Below are 17225 nucleotides of genomic sequence, written 5' to 3'. Positions count from 1 at the left end.
ATTCAGCAGACCATTCAGCCGGTGTATGTCCGGTATCGGAAGCTCACGCTCATCCGTGCCAGCAGCCCAGCGGTGTGCAGCACCCACAAGCCGGCCGGAACCCGTTTGCGTGTAAAGGGATTCAGCGGATTGCACACGATCGCGACGAAGAGGGAGCTCAGTGTGGCGGCGACCGGAAGACGTGGACAGCCGGCGGCACGATGTTTGATGCACACCTTCGCGTAACCGTCGCCGTAGCCCCAGGCTTGTTTCCATGCGCCACGAAGATCGCTGCGGAGACGATAGGCGATGAGCGCCTCGGGGGCCTTGCCGAACGACAGCCCGGCCAGCTGCAGGCGCCACGAGATGTCGACATCGTCACCCCCCGAGATCAATTCCTCGTCGAACCCGCCGATCTTCTCGAATGCGGTACGCCAGTACGAGCTGTTGTTTCCGTTCGCGAACGGCAGCCAGTGGGTGTCGTAGCCCGATTCGGGGGGCGGCGTAGGACGCCAGGCCGGCGATCGCCGGTCGTTGAGCGTCTCGGTTTCGTTTCCGCCGCCCACAGCATCGTAGTCAGCCGCGACATCGATCAGCGTGCGCAGCCACGTGTCGTGGACTCGGTCGTCCTGATCGACGAAGACCAGAAAGTCGCCTTCGGCGACCTCCGCGGCCCGATTGCGGGCATAAGGAGCGCCACGTTTGGCGGAATTGTCGAGATACCGCAGGCCCAACTTCTCCGCATGCGGGTGCGCCGCAATGTGTTCGCGCAGACCGTCTTTACCGGAGTTGTCACTGATCAATACCTCGTACCGCCCGCTGTAGTCCTGACGGGCGAGCCCGTCGAGTTGTACGTCCAGATCGGGTAGCCCGTGGTACGCGGCAATGACGATAGATACCAACTCCGGCACACGCTTCGAGTCGATCGGATCGCTCATAGGGACAGCTCCAACCTCGTGGGAATCGGCTTCTCGAATCAGCCGGACACTCAGGCGAGATCGTAGTGAGACGGGCTAACAACCGAAGTCACCCGCTTCCCAACATTGGGAATGCCACGGTGCAGTACAGACCAGCGGTAACCGACGCCGTGTACAAGTCCATGCTGGCTTTCAACACTCAACTGGCCCTGTTGAATCGGTGTTTCGGCAGCAAACGTTCTTCAGCCGGTTTCTATGTACGTCGATAGCGGCGTCGCGTATCGCGTCTAGATCCTGCCGGACGGATCCGCTGTCGGATCCGAAAAGTGAACAGAACCTCCAAAGGCAGGAGACCCTCAAAGTCGGCCAGCCTTCCCGCAGCTGGAAACCTCACCTCTCGCAACGGGCCGCTTGGACTGCTTCCGTCTGGTGCTGTTGGCATGGATTGTTCCCGGCGTGGCCTGGATTGTCCGCTGCCGCGAGCACGGACAAACCTAGGATTCTCGACAGACCACACGATGTCGAGGGATCACGGTGACCAGAGCTGAGGAATTCACTTCACTGGCGATGTCGGTCAACCGGTCAGTCTGCTCCACTTGTTCGACGTCTCCAAACCCCCAGATTTTCAAGGTGGTTCGCGAAGTGAGCGATCGAGGGTCTTGGTGACTGCGGGCAGATCTCGTGCCGCGAACGACGGCACTGTTTCTTCGAGTCTGGCCCGCCTGGTGTCGGGTGTCGTGGACGAGCTGGGAATGAACCGGGGGCAGTTCGCGGATCTGCCTGATCTGCGGCCCGAGGTGCTGGCCGATGATCTGGCGCGAGTGTCGACACCGACCATGATCGCTCTGTGGGAACAGCTCACCCTCGGTGATGCCGGCACCGCGATCGGTGTGCACGTGGCAGAGCGAGCGCCGGTGGGAACGCTGGGACTCTGGGACTATCTGTACACCACAGGCGCCAGTTTGATCGAGACGACACCGCGGGCTCTGGGCTATCTGGATGTTATCGGCGATCCAGGCGCGGAGCGGACGCGGGTGCTGAAGAACGGGGGTCAGTTCGTGGTCGGGCATGCCACCGGCCCAGCGGTGCCCGATGTCGTCGAAGCGATCGAGATCTTCGCGCTGGCACTGTTTCTCGAGCGGTCCCGCGAAGCCACCGGCCGTGCGATCGTCCCGCTGAATGTCAGCCTTTCACACCAGGCGCACCGCGAGCATCGCCGACTGGTCGAGTTCTTCGGGACCACGCGCATCGACTATGAAGCCACACACAATTCGATCACCCTGCACGAGGACGACGCGCACGCACCGCTGCCGCTGTCGCAGCCGGGTCTCGGCAAGATCCTGCAACACCACGCCGAGTTGACCTTGGCCGCCGCCAAGCCGGTACTGCGCTGGTACGACGCTTTCCGGGTCGCCCTCGACATCGTCTTCCAGGCCGACATCGTCTCGCTGGAAGCGGTAGCCGAGCGGCTGGTGATGAGTCCACGCACGCTGCAGCGCCGGCTCGCCGAGCACGACACGACTTGGCGGGCCGAGGTCGAGCAGGTCCGGCAAGCTCGTGCGCTGGCGTTGTTGAGGGATCCCGAGCTGTCGATGCGTTCGATCGCTCGCCGGGTCGGCTACAGCGACGAACGCGCATTGCGGCGGGCGGTCCGGCGCTGGCATGGCGTGCCGCCCCTGGCGGTTCGCGACGGGCTCGCCGCGAGTTGAACTGACGACCCGTCCACCACCGACGCCAGATGAATCGACCACACGGGCCGAACACGATCGGCTCAGCGGCACACCCCGATGGGCTCACAGGCCCCCGATCATCGCGTGTGCGCGACCGAAATCCGTTCGCGCAGTGTGGAGTCGTGCAGGTAGTCGATCACCGTCATCGCCAGCGCCTTCGCACCGTCGATGACGGCCTGGTCGGCTGCCGCCGAGACGGCGTAGTGGGCGAATTCCGCGTCGTGGATCATGACATGCGTTGGTGCACAAGCGATCGTGGGATGCAGAACCGGAATGCGGTGGCTGATATTGCCCGCGTCGGTCACCGCGGCCGGGAACGTCTCGTAGGAGGTGAAGGCGCGGCCCAGACGTTGCGTGTTCGCTTGATATGCCGCAGCGAGGGGCGGATTGGTTCGCAGATCCAGGTAGTCGGGATGGGCGAAATCGATTGCGGCAGAACAGCCCGCAGCTCGGGCTGCACCGGCAATGCAGTCCTCGACCCGGTGCTTGAGCTGGGCGAGAGCCGCGGGATCTGCTGCCCGGAGGTAGTACCGGGCCGCCACGCGTGCGGGGACGATCGAAGGTGTGTCACCGCCCTCGGTAATGATTCCGTGTACGCGCTCGGCCGCGGCGAGGTGCTTGGCGAGCATGCCGATGGCCTGGTGAGCCAGCACTGCGGCGTCCAGCGCGTTGCGCCCTTGTTCCGGCGCGATCCCGGAATGACTTGCGCGGCCGGTGAACCCGACCTCGAGCTGCGACAGGCACACTCCGTTGAGTGCCTGGAGATCCCAGGAGGCGGGATGGACCATCATGGCGGCATCGAGATCGTCGAAGGCGCCCGCCTCGGCGAGTAGCTCTTTGCCGCAACCTGATTCCTCGGCGGGCGTCCCCAGGAAGCGGACTCGCCCCGCCAGCTCGGCGCGCAGCTCGTGCAGCGTGGTCGCCGCGCCCAACCCGATCGCTGCGATCACGTTGTGACCGCACGCATGCCCTGATCCCGGGAGTGCGTCGTATTCCGCCATGATCGCGACTCCCGGCGCGCCCGCCCCGAAATCGGCACGCAGTGCGGTGTCGATGCCGTACGCGCCGGAGTGCACCTCGAGCCCCAGTTCCGCCGCGGTAGCTGTGATCGCGGCGACCGCGCGATGTTCCTGGAACGCCGGCTCGGGGTCGGCGTGAATACGATGGCTCAACGTGATCAGCGTCTGCGCGCTGCGGTCGACGCCTTCGGCGACCGTGTCCTTGAGGTGGCTGATTATCGCTGTAGTAGAGGGCATTTCGTTTCCTACACGTGTGCGAGAGCATTGCTTCACCCGCGGATACCGACAGCCTTCTCGCAAAACTCGCCGGTGCCAATTACGTCGCGGGTAATGGTGTGGCGATTGCCTCGGGGCGACAGTGGGAGCAGAACCTCACACTCATAAGGATCCGTCATGAGCACACCGAATTCCGAAGAAGCCCAGCCGAAATCCGGATTCACCGTCGCCAATTGGGAAGCCTTCTGGTCCCATCCCGACCTGGCCCGGGCTGGCCACTTCGCCACCCCCGACATCCTGGGCGACTGGCCCGGAGACCCCGCTCCAGTGCGTGGCCCCGATGCGTACCGGGCTCGTATCCAGCAAGTGGTCGATCAAGTGCCCGACATCAGGCTGGTGGCCGCCGAACACGCGGTCAACGGGGACGTCATCTTCATCCGCTGGATCGCCCGCGGCACCGGCGTGAACGGCCCCTTCGAAATGGACGGCATCGATCGAATTCTGCTGCAGGACGGCCTGATCAAGGAGAACATCATTCGGTTCGACCCCGGCCGGTTCGCCGAACTCGTCCTCGGGAACAAGCGAACCGGGGAGGATTAGCCTCCACTCGAATCGGGGCCGTCGGACTCTTACCACTGCCGGGAAGGGCGAGCGGTCGAGCTCGGCAATCATTGTGCGAATGAGTCGGAAATGGCACCGCGTCACAATGCTTCTGGCGCTCTCCGCACTGCTGAGTTCACTGGTGTGCGGGTGGCGGCCACCCACTGCAGGCGCAATGCCCGCCAATCGCGCTGATGTCATCGCGCTGCTCGGCCAACTGCCAGGACGCCACCAGATACTGTCCGGCCAACATAATCGCGAGCCGTCGGCGACACCGTTCGGCTGGGATTGGAACCGTGCTCCGGCATCGCAGCTGTACGCGCCGTGGTCCCAGAAGGTCGTCGATATCACCGGGGTACGACCCGCGGTGTGGAGCGCGGACTTCCTGTACTCCGCGCCGTTCACCAGCGGAGGGTGGCGACAGGCCCTGACCGATCAGGCCATCGCGCAATGGCGGGCGGGTTCGCTGGTCTCGCTGACCTGGCATATGTGCCCGCCGACAGCTGATCCTTCATGCGCGTGGAAGCCGGCCGGCGGCTCCGACCGTACCGCGGTGAACAGCACTCTCACCGACGATCAGTGGCAGCGCATTCTCACCTCGGGCGATCCGCTCAATACCGCGCTGTTGCGCCGCTTCGACGAAGCCGTGCCCTACCTCACGCAATTGCGAGCTGCGGGAGTTCCCGTGCTGTTCAGGCCATTTCACGAGATCAACGACGGCTGGTCCTGGTGGGGCGCGAGCATCGCCAGCAGCAGCCAGCAACAGGTGATGTGGCGCGCGCAGCTGTTTCGCCTCCTGCACGACTACTACGCGGGAAAGGGACTCGAAAATCTGATCTGGGTCTGGGCGATCAAAGACATCCTGGTCAACCAGCATCAGAATCCCGACTCCGTCGTTCCCATCGGTCGGTACGGAGGCTCGGGGGACATCTATCCCGGCAGCGCGTATGTCGACGTGCTCGGTGTCGATCTGTGGAACAACAGGCAGCCTCCGCTCGACCTGTACAGCGAACTACACCAACTCGACGTGACGAAGCCGATGGCCCTGACCGAGGTCGCCCAGCATCCGAAGGCCGATGTCCTTGCAAGTCAGCCCCTTTGGGCCTATAGCGTGGTGTGGGCCGAGTACATCAACACCGACTGCTCCCCCATCACCAAGGGCGACGGTTCCTCACTGTGCCTGGGCTTCGACGATCCTGCCACCGGCAAGGTCGTCAGTTACAACACCAACGCGGGCAGTAAGGAGTTCTACTACCGCTCGAACACGTTGCGGCAGGGTCAGTTCTGAGTGATCAGTGTGCGTGGCACACGGAGTTTTCACGGGCGTGAGACGTCGCTCGACGCGTATTCCCGATAGTCCGGCAGCGTGATGCTGCCGGACTTCTGCAAGGACTTGGCCGGTACGCCGCGCATGGGCGCGGAAGTCATCACCCGAACCGACAGATTCCGCGCTGCGATGGCAATACGACTGCTCGGTAGGAAGCCGTTCACGCCACCGCGCGGCAGCTTCTGACACTCGATCACAAAGGGACGCAGCAACTTCAGGTAGCGACCGTAGGCAGTCAGGTAATCGTCACGAGACCGCGCCAACTCCCCGGCCAGGACATAAGCGCCGACCATTGCCATCGCGGTGCCATTGCCCGAGAGTGGCGAGCCGGAGTAGCCCGCGTCACCGATCAAGGCGACCCGGCCGCGCGACCAGCGATGCATTCGGGTGTGGCTGAGGCTGTCGAAGTAGAAGTCCGGTGCTTGCCCCATCGAATCGAGAAGGTGCGCGGCATGCCAGCCGACTCCGGAGAACCGTTCGGCCACGATGCGCTGCTGGCCGACTATGTCGTGACGGTCGTAGTCGAGCGCTGGGGCCTTGAATCCGAGCATGGCTTGGGCAGTGTCGGCGCCCTCAGTCCGGATCGCCGCGAGCAATCCGCCGGGCGCGTTGTGCAGGAGGAACCCGTCGTCGAGTTCCAAGCCATCGGCCGGGATGGTGAAGAAGGCCAGGTAGGCCCCCAAATGGTGAACGAATTGCGCCTCGGACCCGAAGACCAGCTCGCGCACGTTCGAGTGCAGACCATCGGCACCGACGACCAGGTCGAAGACATGGGACTCGTTACGCCCGAAGGTGACTTCGACACCTTCCGGTGTCTCCAGTATGTCTGTGATCGAGTCGCCGAAAAGGTACTCGACGTCCTCGTTGGCGACCGCGTACAGGATGCCGATCAGATCGCCACGCAGAATCTCGATCTCCGCGACCGCGGCCTCACCGTCGAACAGCGGCGCCGGGATACTCGCCTTCCGTTTCCCGGAGGCATTGACGTAGGCGAGCCCACGCCCAGGCGCCCGGGCACTGTCGATATCGGGCAACACCCCCATGTGCGTGGCCACGTCCTTCGCGACACCACCCAGCCCTACCGCCTGACCACCGGGGCGGGGTGCGGGCGCATACTCCACGACAGTCACGTCGAACCCGTACCGGCGCAGCCAATGGGCCAGCGTGAGGCCGGCGATTCCGGCGCCGGAGATCAAGATCGTGCGGTGGGCTGCGTTGCGTGGCAAGAGTTCTCCTCGAGGACGCGGACGACTGTACGACGCGATCCGCATCTTCTCAGGAGTGGGAGGTTCGACGGTAGGGCACTCAGCCGGCCCCAGCCTTTGCCGCGGCCGTGGCCGCCCTGAGACGGTCGGATTTATGTTCGCGCGATGTACTCGGACACGAGTTCGGCCGCCGCGCCGCGGCCAGCCGTGGTTGCACGGCGCAGGAAGTCGGCGATCAGATGCAACTGCTGTTCGCTGTAGAGATCACATAGCGAGTCCATTCGTGCGTTCATCCCAGCCAACACCTGGCCTAACTCCGGGTTGCGGGCGGCCGCGACCCGTACAGCGGTCGCGCGCCCATCGGTGGAGTCGGGATGTCGTTCCCGAATGATCCACCCGCCGCGTCGCAGACGATCCAGCGCCCCGGTCATCGTCGCCGGGTGCACGCCCGCCCATTTGGCGAGAGCCCCCGGACCGATGGGTCCGTGCCGGCGAATCATGTCGAGGTAGGTCCAGTCGGTCGCGCCGACCTGCAACGCGATGCCGACCTGTCGATTCAACAGCACGAGTTCGGTATTCAACCCTCGCAGTTGCTCCAGCACGGCACCGACCGCACGCCGCTTTCCACTCAGGGGACCGATCCCCTCGCCCAGCCTCATGCGTACGCCTGCTTCAAGATTGCCCTCGTCCACACCGTGGTTCTCGCCGCCGATGAGGCGCGCCGTTTGAGCGTCCACGCTCGACTTCACGACCACCTCACAGATACCGAAAGGGTGCAACGGCCTTTACGAGGTCGGAGCGCGTATCGACCGTTGCAACCGCAGAAAGCGTCACATACGTTCGACTGCCCGCAATTCCCACAGGTGGGAAGATCGGCGATGAAACTGCCGGTGCCGCTATGATCCACCCCGGGTGTGGTCCCGAAAGGAATGATCGCCGTATGTTGTTCCGCCGAGTGCTCGCTTCGACCACGCACCGCGCCATCGTGATCAGCGCGCTGAGCCTGTGCGCCATCGCCGGTACCACGACCGTGCCCGCCACCGCCGAGATAGTCGCGCTCGGCGAGCTATCGAACATCGAATTCCTCGATACCGCATGGTCTTTCGAGAAGGCCTCCGCCACACTGGGTTTGACCTACGGCACTCTCGACCAACGTGACAATCCTGCCCGTGCGACCGCCGGTTTGTATCTGCCCCCGGGTCTTCCGCCACAGGGTGGCTGGCCGCTGGTGGTGTGGGCGCACGGCACGATCGGCATCGGCAACGACTGCGCGCCTTCGCGTCGCCCCCAGTCCGAACGCAACCGGACGTACTTCAACCAGATCCTCGACAACGGATACGCTGTCCTGGCGCCGGACTATCAAGGCTTGGGCACGGGCGGCAATTTCAGCTACTACAACACCGAAGTCGAAGCCCGGTCGATTCTCGACGCGGTCAGTGCCGCCCGTAGGCTGCCGCTGCCCTTGTCCGCGGATTGGGTACTGGTCGGCCAATCCGAAGGCGCGCACGCGGTCATGAGCGCCGCCGACCGCTACGCCCGCACGGGCGGAGGCGGCGCCGCGGGTCTATCCGGTGTCGTCGCCACCGGACTGCGCACCGATCCGGCCAAGAGTCTGCCGGAAATGTTCCGTGCCACCTCCACCGGCTCGGCCAATCAAATCGGTTACGCCGCTTACTATCTGGCATCCCTCGAAGACCGCCACCCCGGTAGTGTCCGTCCGCACCTGTCGGATTTCGGCGCCCAGTTCGTCGAAAAGGCGGCTACCACATGCCTTTCCGACCTGGTTGCGGCAGCGGACGGCCGCCGGCCCGCCAGCCTCGTCGCCGACCCGGACCACCCCACCCCGAGCTTCGAAGCCGATCTGGCCGAGCTGACCGGGTACCGCGACGACGCCCTTCCCACCGATGTCATGATCGGCTATGGCACCGCCGACATCGACGTGCCTTCGACCGAAACCTCCGCCTACACAACGCTGTTGCAATCCCGCAATCCGAACATCACGGTGACCGTGAAGGAGTACGCGGGCAAGGACCACAGCGGCGCTTTCCTCGCATCCCTGCCCGACACGTTGTCCTTCCTGCGCAGCCACCTGCGCTGAGCACCCGAACGGTCACCGCCTCGGGTGGCCGGCTGTTCCCATTAGAGGGAACAGCCGCCCGGCGAGTTCCGGCGTAAGGCGTAATGTCGATACGCGTCCGGACATCCTTCCCAACCTCAGGACCCGGGCCGTCGCGGCGAACCCTGCCGCGCCTTGCGATGAAAGCCATTCCCCCCTATCGGATCTCACCTTTCATCGAGATGGCGCCGGAATACGCGTATTCCCGATCGGGTTCACTTCCGGCCGCGACATAGTCGCTCCCGGGCTCCGCTTCATTCCTGTGACACTTGGAGCCCGGGAGCGACGTTCCCGGCCAGCCGAGCCTTCCGCGCTGAACATGGTTCGCAGTGTCTCGCTGCACACCGCCGTCATTGCGGTACAGCCCTCCACGTCTGGGAAGCAGCGGGCCGAGCCGCCACTGGTACCTTGCGACGCATGCAGGTGCCGACAAGCGACAGTGAATGAAAATTGCTCTCGCGCAACTTGATTGCGCTAGCGAAGGCGAGTTGGCGAAGTCCTTCGATGCGGTCCGGAACTTCGTCGACGAAGCGGCCGAGCTGGGTGCGGAACTGACGATCTTCCCCGAGTTGTCCCTACATGGCTACGCACGTGAGGGTCATCCGCTGGCGGCCGCCGACTCGCGCCTGACCGGCCTCACCAGAGACGGGATGGATGTTCTCGTGGGGTTCCGCGAGGACGGCGGTATCCGTCAGTTCAACGCGGCAGGCTATTACACCGGCGGCCTGGTGCATCATGTTCATCGCAAGCTGTATCTGCCGAACTATCTCGTGTGGGAGGAGCGCAAACGCGCCAGTCCCGGCCAGTCCATGCAGGCCTTCGATACTCGTTTCGGCCGCATGGCGGTTCTCATCTGCAACGATGCATGGCAGCAGGTGCTGCCATGGCTGGCGGCCCAGGATGGCGCCGAGGTGATGGTCATTCCGGCCAACAGTGCGGCGGGCTTCGGCCCGGAAACACTCGACGTCATCGACTACTGGGACCAATTGCTGACCTTCATTGCCCGAATGCACCAGAGCTGGGTGGTGTTCGTCAACAGAGTCGGTGACGAGGACGGTACTCGGTTCTGGGGTGGGTCACGGGTCATCGACCCATCGGGGCAGGTGACCGCGCAGGCGCCGTTCTGGCACCCTTCACTGCTGGTGGCGGACATCGATATCCAGCAATGCCGCCGCCGGCGCCATGAGATCCCGTTGCTGGCGGAAGGCCGCCTCGGCTTGATCGAACGCGAAGTTCAGCGACTGATTCGCGAAGGCGGCGACTTCTGAAGGAACCGATCAGGAGACCGCGGCGGCGGCGAGCTCGACGAGAAGCAACTGACCGGGCGTGGGGATTCGCAGCAAGTGGGCACGATCGGCGAGAGTGAACCTATTGGTCAGATAGTGCAGGTGCTCGGAGAAATGCGCCCAACCCTCGGCATGCACCGGCACGATCAGGGCGTCGCCGAGCGCGACGGAGGCACGGACTGCGGTGCGGCCGTTGAGGGTCAGGTCGCTGTCGCCGAAGCGATCGGTATTGGCCGCACCGACATTCAGAATGGCCAGATCGATACGACCGACACGCTCCGCGATCTGCTGCACGTAGTCGACCGAAGCGTTGTCTCCGGAGAAGTACACCGTCGGCAGGCCCTCGGCCTGGAGCACGAATCCGGTAACGACACCGGTCAGCGGCTCGCAGCCTTCGGGTCCGTGCAGTGCCGGCACGGCGGTCACCGTGACCGCCCCAAGCTGCACCGATTCCCAACTGGCCAGTCCACGAACGCCTCCCAGACGTTCGGCCGCGTCCGGCGTGGACAGCACGGTTTCGACACCGGCGAGGAATTCCCGTCCCGAACGGTCGAGATTGTCCGGGTGCTGATCATGGGAGAGCAGCACTACGTCCACAGGCCCGATTTCATCGGCGGGCACGGCGGGACCGGTCAGCTTGGAGAGGGTGACACCGCCTCCGCCCACGTAGTCGCCGGGCTCGTCGAAGGTCGGATCGGTCAGCCACACCAGATCGCTGTAGCGGAATCGGATGGTGGGACCACCGATGTGGAGCAGCTTGAGGGTGGTCGCAGCCGCCGCGGTGCCGATGCCGTCAGGGTTCGTCATGGGTATCTTTCCTCCGGGCTGGAGATACAGGGATCTGGATCGAGTGCAGATGAATCTAAGGGCGGATGGCACGGGGACAGGAGGACTTGTCACGCCATGAGGGGGACTCCAGAAACCGAATCGACCAATCGGAATTTCTTTTTGCGGCTACAGATTTCCGAGAGCGAACGCGTCCGGCACCAGGAGACCAGACATTCCGCACAGCATCACGGGTAGGGATCGGCGCGGCCGATGAGGTCGAGACTGCGCTGCCAGAGTTCTCGGCGGACAGCAGAATCGTAGGCCTGGGGATGGGCCTTGGCCTCATGGGTGCGGTCGTAGAAACATCCGGTCGTGCTCGCCAAAGCCGGGTCGGTGACGAGGCGATGGGTCGCGGTGACGCCCGTGTCGAGGGTGTCGATCGAATGGCCGATCTCGGCGAGCACCATCTTGGTGGGCATGTAGGTCGCGGGGTGCACGCTGTTGACGGTTATCCCCGTGCCGGACAGGCGTTCTGCGAGCTCGAAACCAGACATGATCTGGGCGAGCTTGCTCTGACCGTAGGCGCGAGTGCCGGAATAGCCCTGCTCGAGCATGAGATTGGCGAAATCCAGGGGATGCTGGCCGATGGACGCGACGTTCACAATGCGAGCTGGGGTCGAATCGCGGAGCAGCGGTAGTAGATCCAGAGTCAGCGCGAAACCCGCGAGGTAATTGACGGCGAAGCGAAGCTCGTAGCCGTCGACGCTGGTCTGACGAGAGCGGCCGTCGGGCAGGCCGGAACCGATGCCGGCATTGTTCACCAGCACGTCGAGCCGATCAGTGCGGTCGGCGACCTGCGTGGCGAGCCGGCGGACCTGGTCCAGGTCGGCCAGATCGGCGACCACGGCGTGCACCCGCGCTCCCCGGGCACGCACGGAATCGGCGGTGTCGCTCAGCTTTTCGTGGTCGCGGCCGTGCAAGACGAGGGTGGCGCCGTCGGCGGCCAGCCGATCCGCGAGAGCACGGCCGAGGCCGTCGGTGGCACCGGTGATCAGGACGGTGAGGGACATGGATTTCCTTACTGGGCGAGAGTGGCCACGAGTCGGTCGGCGAGCTGATCCTCGATGGGCTCATCAGTGGTCAGCAGCCGGTACCAGATGACGCCGAAGACGATGTCGGCGACGATCGCCGGTGGCGGGTCGGCGGGCAGGTCGCCGCGGGCGGCGGCACGATCGGTGATGACCGCCAGCGCATCCCGGCGGCGTTGCAGGAATTCGCTGCGCAACCGCTGACCGAAGGCTTGGTCGAACTGGGCCTGCGCCATGAGCGCGCGCAGCGTGGCGACCACGGTCTCGTTGCGCCCCAGCGCGAAACTGGCGACCAGGAACGCATGCAGGTCGGCGGCGTAACTGCCGTGGTCGTCGCTGACCGGCACATACAAGTCCGCCTTGGTGGCCAGCGCGTCCAGCAGCACATCCGCCTTCGACGGCCACCACCGATAGATGGTCTGCTTGCCGGTTCCAGCGCGAATGGCGATGCCTTCGACGGTCAGCCCGGCGTATCCGAGTTCACTGGTGAGCTCGAAAGCGGCGGTCAGAATCGCCAGCCGGCTCTCCTGGCTGCGCTTGCGCCCGGGGCGTGGAGTGAGGGGTTGCTCGTTCATCGCCGCCGATGTTAGCTTATTTCGAACCGAGACGTCTCGGTTCGAAATTGACCGAAGGGAATCCCCTGATGAATGCCCCTATCGCCTTGGTAGTCGGCGGCACCTCCGGCGTCGGATTGGCGACCGCGCGGCAGCTGCAGGCGCGCGGCGCGACGGTCCACATCGCCGGCCGCAGCGCCGCGCGACTGGCCGAGGTCGCCGGAACCGACCCTGACTTGATCGGCCATCAGGTCGATGGCGGGGACCGCGACGCCGTGTCGGCGCTCGCCGAGCAGATCGGCGTCATCGACTGGTTGGTGATCACCCTCGCCGGGAGCGAAGGCGTCGGTCCGATCGCCGATTTGGATCTGGGCATGCTGCGCAACGCTTTCGAAGCCAAATTCTGGGGGCACATCACCACCGTGCAAGCAGCGCTGCCCCACCTGTCCCCCACCGGCTCGATCACCCTGCTCGGCGCGGTCACCGCGCGTACCGGCATGCCCGGCACCGCGGGGATCGGCGCGATCAATGCCGCGGTCGAGGCGCTGGTTCGACCGCTGGCCGCCGAGCTGGCCCCGATCCGGGTCAACGCGGTGTCACCGGGATTCGTGGACACCCCGTGGTGGAGCGGACTGCCCGAGGAGGCAAAGCGCGACTACTTCGCCACGGCCGCAGCGGCTCTGCCCGCCCGCCGCATCGCCACTGCCGAAGACATCGCCGAGGTGGTGGCGCTCGCCGCGACCAACCGCAATATCACCGGCACGGTCATCGAGGCCGACGGCGGTGCGCGACTGGTGACCATCGGCTGAACACACGCGCAGAAGACGCTGACGCGGGCCCGGTCGGAGCGGGTCCGCACCAGCGCACCAAAAAGCGCGCGTAAGGATGCCTGGACCTTCCCCGTGTGCCAGAACAATTGCGTCCCCACATTTCCCACTCATGGGAAGGGCCGATTACCGCCATTAGGCTCCGAGGCAGTCCCCCGCTCGCGGCAGGAATTCTCCCCGTCGCAATCAGTTCTCCGAAGAGAGGGCTTCCATGCGTACAGCCCGACGCCTCAAGACCCTGATGTCATACCTCCTGACCGCCGTCGTCGGCTGTGGATTGCTTGTCGGCGGAGCGGTGCTCCTGATCGAATCCGGGGACGGCAAAGTCACCTGCGCCGGTAGCGAGATGAAAGTCGGTGACACGTGCACCACCTCGCGCAGGGGGCACTCGACGACACGCAGCTACGAGGAGCAGAAGGAACGGGACAGCTGGACGCCATGGGTTCTCCTCGGCATCGGCACCCTCGCACTGGGCGGCGGCGGCTTCCTGCTGGTCCGCGAACTCGGCCGCGGCGCGACCCGCGGCTCGGCGCGGCATAGATTCCAGCCCGCTCCCCCATCGCACGCACCCTGGCCGAATCTCCCTCAGTCCTCTCCTACCGGGTTCGTACCGAACTATGCTGCGCCGCAGTGGGATCAAGGAATGACAGAGCAGACCATTCCGATTCCGCCGTATCGCGGCACACCCAGCCATTACGGGCAACCGCTGTACCTGCCCGGGCAGCGATACGTCCCACCGAATCGTTCCCCACACCAACCGTTCTGAGCTTGTCCCTCCGAGTTTCGGCACCCGACTGTTGCGGGTAGGCGGCACGTCGGGTGACGAAAGACTGCCCTTATCCAACATCGCCGCAGTCGGGCTTCGTTCTATTACGCTGCCGCACAATCAATATCTGGCGCTGCGCAACCTGATCGCCTACGCCCAGGACCGCGGTGATGTCACCTTCGCGCGCTGTCGCGGAGTGGGCTCGCGATGACCCGGGCACCCCCAACAACCCCCTGCCGACCTACGACGTGGATGCCTCGGTCTATCTGCACTGAACAGTCATAGCGACGAAAAGAGCTTCGCACCGGCGACGGTGCGAAGCTCTTCACAAGTCATGCCGACTCAGATCGCGCGGACGTCCTGCGCCTGCGGGCCCTTCTGGCCCTGCTCGATCGAGAACTCGACCCGCTGACCCTCATCGAGGGATTTGTAACCCGAACCGCCGATGGCCGAGTAATGCACGAAGACGTCCGGGCCGCCTCCGTCTTGAGCGATGAAGCCGAAGCCCTTCTCGCCGTTGAACCACTTCACACTGCCTTGAGCCATGCTGTAACAACTTCTTTTCTGTAGCGAGCCGAGCAAATTCTGGTAACACGCCCGTTCTCGCCCACCACTATGCCTTATCGCTTCGACTCCTCCCACCGCTGGTGACCGAAGCCAGGGTTGGGGCCACCGCCCCGGCCGACCGCAGGTGGACCCGACCGCCGACTCCTCGCGCCGCCGCACCGGACCTCAGTTTGTGTGCCACCAGAATTCCGGGGTTGTCCATTATCTGCGAGGTTGCCACAGTCGGTCCGGAATTGTTGCCGCGACAGGAGAATCGACATGTACGAGAACAAGTCCCCTTTGGAGCAGATCCAATACGTTCTTTCGCTGCTGCTCGGCGCGCTGATGTTCGGTAGCGCCCACTGACCTCACCAACCTTCACCGGTCACCCGAAGCCGCGGCGTTCACCAGTCCACCATCAAGGCCAGATACAAGTCGATGGCGTCCTCCAGGCGGCCCACATTGCGCCCGGTCAGTTCGATGATGCGGGACATGCGATTTCGCAGGGTGTTGACGTGGACGTGCAGCGCCGCGGCCGCGATCGCTCATTAGAAGTCGCGGACGAGGAAGGTCCCCGGGGTGTGTTCGAGACCGGTGTGGGCGCGCGTCGTGATCGCGGAGCGGGGCCAGGATTTGTTCCGAGAAGCGTTGCTGCACTCAGTAATCGAGTAGTTCGAGCAGCATGCAAAAGGTAGCGACATCGGCGAAGGCCGCCGCGTCGGGGGTCTGCTGGGCGCGTAGCACCTGGCAGACCTCGCGGGCGCGGACCAGCGAATCACGCAGTCCCGCGACCGGGACGCATCAATCTCACCCCATCACGCCCTCGACCAGGTACAGCACGGCCGGGCCGTCGCAGAGGAGATCCCCTTCCAGGGTCGGGGCGTGCGATTGAGTGTGGCCGCGGCCAAACGCACTTGCTCCTCGATCGGTTCACAGCCGATCGAGGCCAGGCGGCGGCACCCTCTCGATCCCCGACCTCTACCACGAACCCGCCGCCTCAACCTACGGCACGTTCAACCTTCCCGGTCTGAAGAGCTTGGCGGTCGGCCTCATTGCTAGCTGGAGCTGTCAGTACGGCCTGGTCCCCGCGATGCAAGACCCGCTCGCCCGCGCCCTGGTGGATACCGACTTCTCCAGGCTTTCGGGCAGTCTCGCTGCCGGCGGACGTTATACCGTGCTGATGACAGTCCAACGCAACCGGGTGAACAGCTTTACCGGCACACGGTAGAGGTACAGCGAGTCGGATCGACCTGCTTCGAGGCTTATCCCCGGAACAACTTCCGGTTGGTGGGACCGGCGCGGATCGTTCCCGACGTGGCGTGAAATGTCCTCCGTCGTGGGAATAGGCAAACCTAGGGTTTTCGAAATCCACATCACATAGCCGAAGGGGTCCACGGTGGTAAGAACCGAAGAATTCACATTCACCAGCAATGGCGATCAGCTGGTCGGGCTGCTGCATTTGCCCGACGGGGAGCCGATCGCGGCGGTGGTCACCAGTGGTCCGCTGACTTCGGTGAAGGAGCAGGCGTCAGGGGCGTATGCGCGGGCGTTGGCCGAGCGCGGGTTCGCGGCGCTGGCTTTCGATCACCGGACTTTCGGGGAGAGCGCGGGGCAGCCTCGCCAGCTCGAGAACGGGTTCGGCAAGGCCGAGGATATTCGGTATGCGGTCACGGCTCTGACCACCGATGAGCGGACCGGGGCACTGCCGGTCGTCGCGGTGGGCGTGTGCGCGGGTGCGGGGTACATGGCGCGGGCCGTCGCGGACGATCCGCGGATTCTCGCTTTCACCGGTGTCGCCGGGTTCTACACCGACACCTCCGCTATGGTGCCGGATCCGGCGGTGCTCGAGCGTGGCCGCGCCGCGGAGGCGAAATGGCGGGAAACCGGTGAGTCGGAGACCATTCCGGCCGTCGCGCCCGACGGCGGTGATGTGGGGATGCCTTTGCGCGAGGCCTATGAGTTCTACGGCACGCCGCGCGGCGCGGTCCCGAACTACACCAACGGGTACGCGGTGGCGTCGTTCGCTTACGGCGAGTTCGACTCCATGGAGGCCGCCGCCCGCATCGCGGTGCCCTTCGCCATGGTGCACTCGGAAAACGCGCTGGTGCCGCCGTTCGCCCGCAAGTTCTACGCGACGGTGTCCAGTGAGAAGACCGAGACGTGGCTGGAATCGGTCGGCCAGATCGACTTCTACGACGACCCGAACCTGATCAACCCGGCCGCCGACGTGGCCGCGCAGCTGTTCCACACCGTGCTGGGCCGCTGACCTGGATGAGCTGTA

General features: G+C 64.7%; 17 protein-coding genes. 8 read left to right on the top strand and 9 right to left on the bottom strand.

Translation table 11 applies throughout. From position 1 onward, the window contains the following. Positions 1-14 precede the first annotated feature (14 nt). Positions 15-917: a glycosyltransferase family 2 protein gene (locus NY1_RS33515; RefSeq protein WP_067721163.1), complete on the bottom strand. Its 903-nt coding sequence runs from the start codon at positions 915-917 to the stop codon at positions 15-17. A 641-nt stretch (positions 918-1558) separates the two neighbouring features. On the opposite strand from NY1_RS33515, the gene NY1_RS33510 reads away from it, so the two are divergent. Further along, on the top strand, positions 1559-2605 hold the full coding sequence (locus tag NY1_RS33510) for an AraC family transcriptional regulator (RefSeq protein WP_157762615.1): 1047 nt from the start codon (positions 1559-1561) through the stop codon (positions 2603-2605). A 98-nt stretch (positions 2606-2703) separates the two neighbouring features. Here NY1_RS33510 and NY1_RS33505 read toward each other — a convergent pair whose 3' ends face one another. Continuing rightward, entirely contained in the window at positions 2704-3882 is a 1179-nt protein-coding gene (locus tag NY1_RS33505; RefSeq protein ID WP_067721161.1) for a M20 family metallopeptidase, read from the bottom strand. Between the two features lie 156 nt (positions 3883-4038). Here NY1_RS33505 and NY1_RS33500 point away from each other — a divergent pair, with 156 nt between their 5' ends. Both NY1_RS33500 and NY1_RS33495 read left to right on the top strand, forming a co-directional pair. Next, positions 4039-4461, top strand: a complete 423-nt coding sequence (locus NY1_RS33500) for a nuclear transport factor 2 family protein (RefSeq protein WP_067721160.1) — start codon at positions 4039-4041, stop codon at positions 4459-4461. 175 nt (positions 4462-4636) lie between these two features. Continuing rightward, the gene (locus NY1_RS33495; protein ID WP_067721159.1) at positions 4637-5749 is read left to right on the top strand and encodes a glycosyl hydrolase; all 1113 of its coding nucleotides are present in this window, start codon (positions 4637-4639) and stop codon (positions 5747-5749) included. Between the two features lie 29 nt (positions 5750-5778). Here NY1_RS33495 and NY1_RS33490 read toward each other — a convergent pair whose 3' ends face one another. Further along, entirely contained in the window at positions 5779-6984 is a 1206-nt protein-coding gene (locus NY1_RS33490) for an FAD-dependent monooxygenase (protein WP_218028510.1), read from the bottom strand. A 161-nt stretch (positions 6985-7145) separates the two neighbouring features. Continuing rightward, positions 7146-7742, bottom strand: coding sequence for a MarR family transcriptional regulator (locus NY1_RS33485; protein ID WP_233434600.1), 597 nt, complete (start codon positions 7740-7742; stop codon positions 7146-7148). Between the two features lie 191 nt (positions 7743-7933). On the opposite strand from NY1_RS33485, the gene NY1_RS33480 reads away from it, so the two are divergent. Together NY1_RS33480 and NY1_RS33475 are read left to right on the top strand one after the other, a co-directional pair. After that, on the top strand, positions 7934-9091 hold the full coding sequence (locus tag NY1_RS33480) for an alpha/beta hydrolase (protein ID WP_067721157.1): 1158 nt from the start codon (positions 7934-7936) through the stop codon (positions 9089-9091). A gap of 461 nt (positions 9092-9552) precedes the next feature. Further along, on the top strand, positions 9553-10377 hold the full coding sequence (locus tag NY1_RS33475) for a nitrilase-related carbon-nitrogen hydrolase (protein WP_067721156.1): 825 nt from the start codon (positions 9553-9555) through the stop codon (positions 10375-10377). A gap of 9 nt (positions 10378-10386) precedes the next feature. Here NY1_RS33475 and NY1_RS33470 read toward each other — a convergent pair whose 3' ends face one another. The 3 genes from NY1_RS33470 to NY1_RS33460 form a co-directional block, all read right to left on the bottom strand. Continuing rightward, on the bottom strand, positions 10387-11202 hold the full coding sequence (locus NY1_RS33470; protein WP_067721155.1) for an MBL fold metallo-hydrolase: 816 nt from the start codon (positions 11200-11202) through the stop codon (positions 10387-10389). 206 nt (positions 11203-11408) lie between these two features. Continuing rightward, positions 11409-12233, bottom strand: a complete 825-nt coding sequence (locus NY1_RS33465; RefSeq protein ID WP_067721154.1) for an SDR family NAD(P)-dependent oxidoreductase — start codon at positions 12231-12233, stop codon at positions 11409-11411. Between the two features lie 8 nt (positions 12234-12241). Further along, positions 12242-12826, bottom strand: coding sequence for a TetR/AcrR family transcriptional regulator (locus tag NY1_RS33460; RefSeq protein WP_067721153.1), 585 nt, complete (start codon positions 12824-12826; stop codon positions 12242-12244). Between the two features lie 68 nt (positions 12827-12894). Between NY1_RS33460 and NY1_RS33455 the strand changes: the two genes are divergently transcribed. Further along, positions 12895-13614, top strand: a complete 720-nt coding sequence (locus NY1_RS33455; protein WP_067721152.1) for an SDR family oxidoreductase — start codon at positions 12895-12897, stop codon at positions 13612-13614. 229 nt (positions 13615-13843) lie between these two features. Next, the gene (locus tag NY1_RS43255) at positions 13844-14398 is read left to right on the top strand and encodes a hypothetical protein (RefSeq protein WP_157762613.1); all 555 of its coding nucleotides are present in this window, start codon (positions 13844-13846) and stop codon (positions 14396-14398) included. 342 nt (positions 14399-14740) lie between these two features. On the opposite strand, the gene NY1_RS33450 is transcribed toward NY1_RS43255, so the two are convergent. Together NY1_RS33450 and NY1_RS42330 are read right to left on the bottom strand one after the other, a co-directional pair. Then, on the bottom strand, positions 14741-14944 hold the full coding sequence (locus NY1_RS33450) for a cold-shock protein (RefSeq protein WP_067721151.1): 204 nt from the start codon (positions 14942-14944) through the stop codon (positions 14741-14743). Positions 14945-15348: 404 nt separating this feature from the next. Then, on the bottom strand, positions 15349-15471 hold the full coding sequence (locus NY1_RS42330) for a helix-turn-helix domain-containing protein (RefSeq protein WP_267888479.1): 123 nt from the start codon (positions 15469-15471) through the stop codon (positions 15349-15351). Positions 15472-16340: 869 nt separating this feature from the next. Here NY1_RS42330 and NY1_RS33445 point away from each other — a divergent pair. Beyond that, positions 16341-17210 (top strand): alpha/beta hydrolase, encoded by an 870-nt coding sequence (locus NY1_RS33445; protein WP_067721150.1) that lies wholly within the window; start codon positions 16341-16343, stop codon positions 17208-17210. Positions 17211-17225 lie beyond the last annotated feature (15 nt).

This window comes from Nocardia yamanashiensis NBRC 100130 (assembly GCF_001613325.1).
GTDB classification, from domain to species: domain Bacteria; phylum Actinomycetota; class Actinomycetes; order Mycobacteriales; family Mycobacteriaceae; genus Nocardia; species Nocardia yamanashiensis.
This window is presented reverse-complemented; position numbering and strand designations above follow the sequence as displayed.

What these genes read in the sequence shown, in the direction of transcription:
- NY1_RS33450 (WP_067721151.1), bottom strand. Translation starts at nt 14,944, where the DNA reads ATGGCTCAAGGCAGTGTGAAGTGGTTCAACGGCGAGAAGGGCTTCGGC.
- NY1_RS33515 (WP_067721163.1), bottom strand. Translation starts at nt 917, where the DNA reads ATGAGCGATCCGATCGACTCGAAGCGTGTGCCGGAGTTGGTATCTATC.
- NY1_RS33495 (WP_067721159.1), top strand. Translation starts at nt 4,637, where the DNA reads ATGCCCGCCAATCGCGCTGATGTCATCGCGCTGCTCGGCCAACTGCCA.
- NY1_RS33480 (WP_067721157.1), top strand. Translation starts at nt 7,934, where the DNA reads ATGTTGTTCCGCCGAGTGCTCGCTTCGACCACGCACCGCGCCATCGTG.
- NY1_RS33470 (WP_067721155.1), bottom strand. Translation starts at nt 11,202, where the DNA reads ATGACGAACCCTGACGGCATCGGCACCGCGGCGGCTGCGACCACCCTC.
- NY1_RS33455 (WP_067721152.1), top strand. Translation starts at nt 12,895, where the DNA reads ATGAATGCCCCTATCGCCTTGGTAGTCGGCGGCACCTCCGGCGTCGGA.
- NY1_RS43255 (WP_157762613.1), top strand. Translation starts at nt 13,844, where the DNA reads ATGCGTACAGCCCGACGCCTCAAGACCCTGATGTCATACCTCCTGACC.
- NY1_RS33500 (WP_067721160.1), top strand. Translation starts at nt 4,039, where the DNA reads ATGAGCACACCGAATTCCGAAGAAGCCCAGCCGAAATCCGGATTCACC.
- NY1_RS33505 (WP_067721161.1), bottom strand. Translation starts at nt 3,882, where the DNA reads ATGCCCTCTACTACAGCGATAATCAGCCACCTCAAGGACACGGTCGCC.
- NY1_RS33475 (WP_067721156.1), top strand. Translation starts at nt 9,553, where the DNA reads ATGAAAATTGCTCTCGCGCAACTTGATTGCGCTAGCGAAGGCGAGTTG.
- NY1_RS33460 (WP_067721153.1), bottom strand. Translation starts at nt 12,826, where the DNA reads ATGAACGAGCAACCCCTCACTCCACGCCCCGGGCGCAAGCGCAGCCAG.
- NY1_RS33465 (WP_067721154.1), bottom strand. Translation starts at nt 12,233, where the DNA reads ATGTCCCTCACCGTCCTGATCACCGGTGCCACCGACGGCCTCGGCCGT.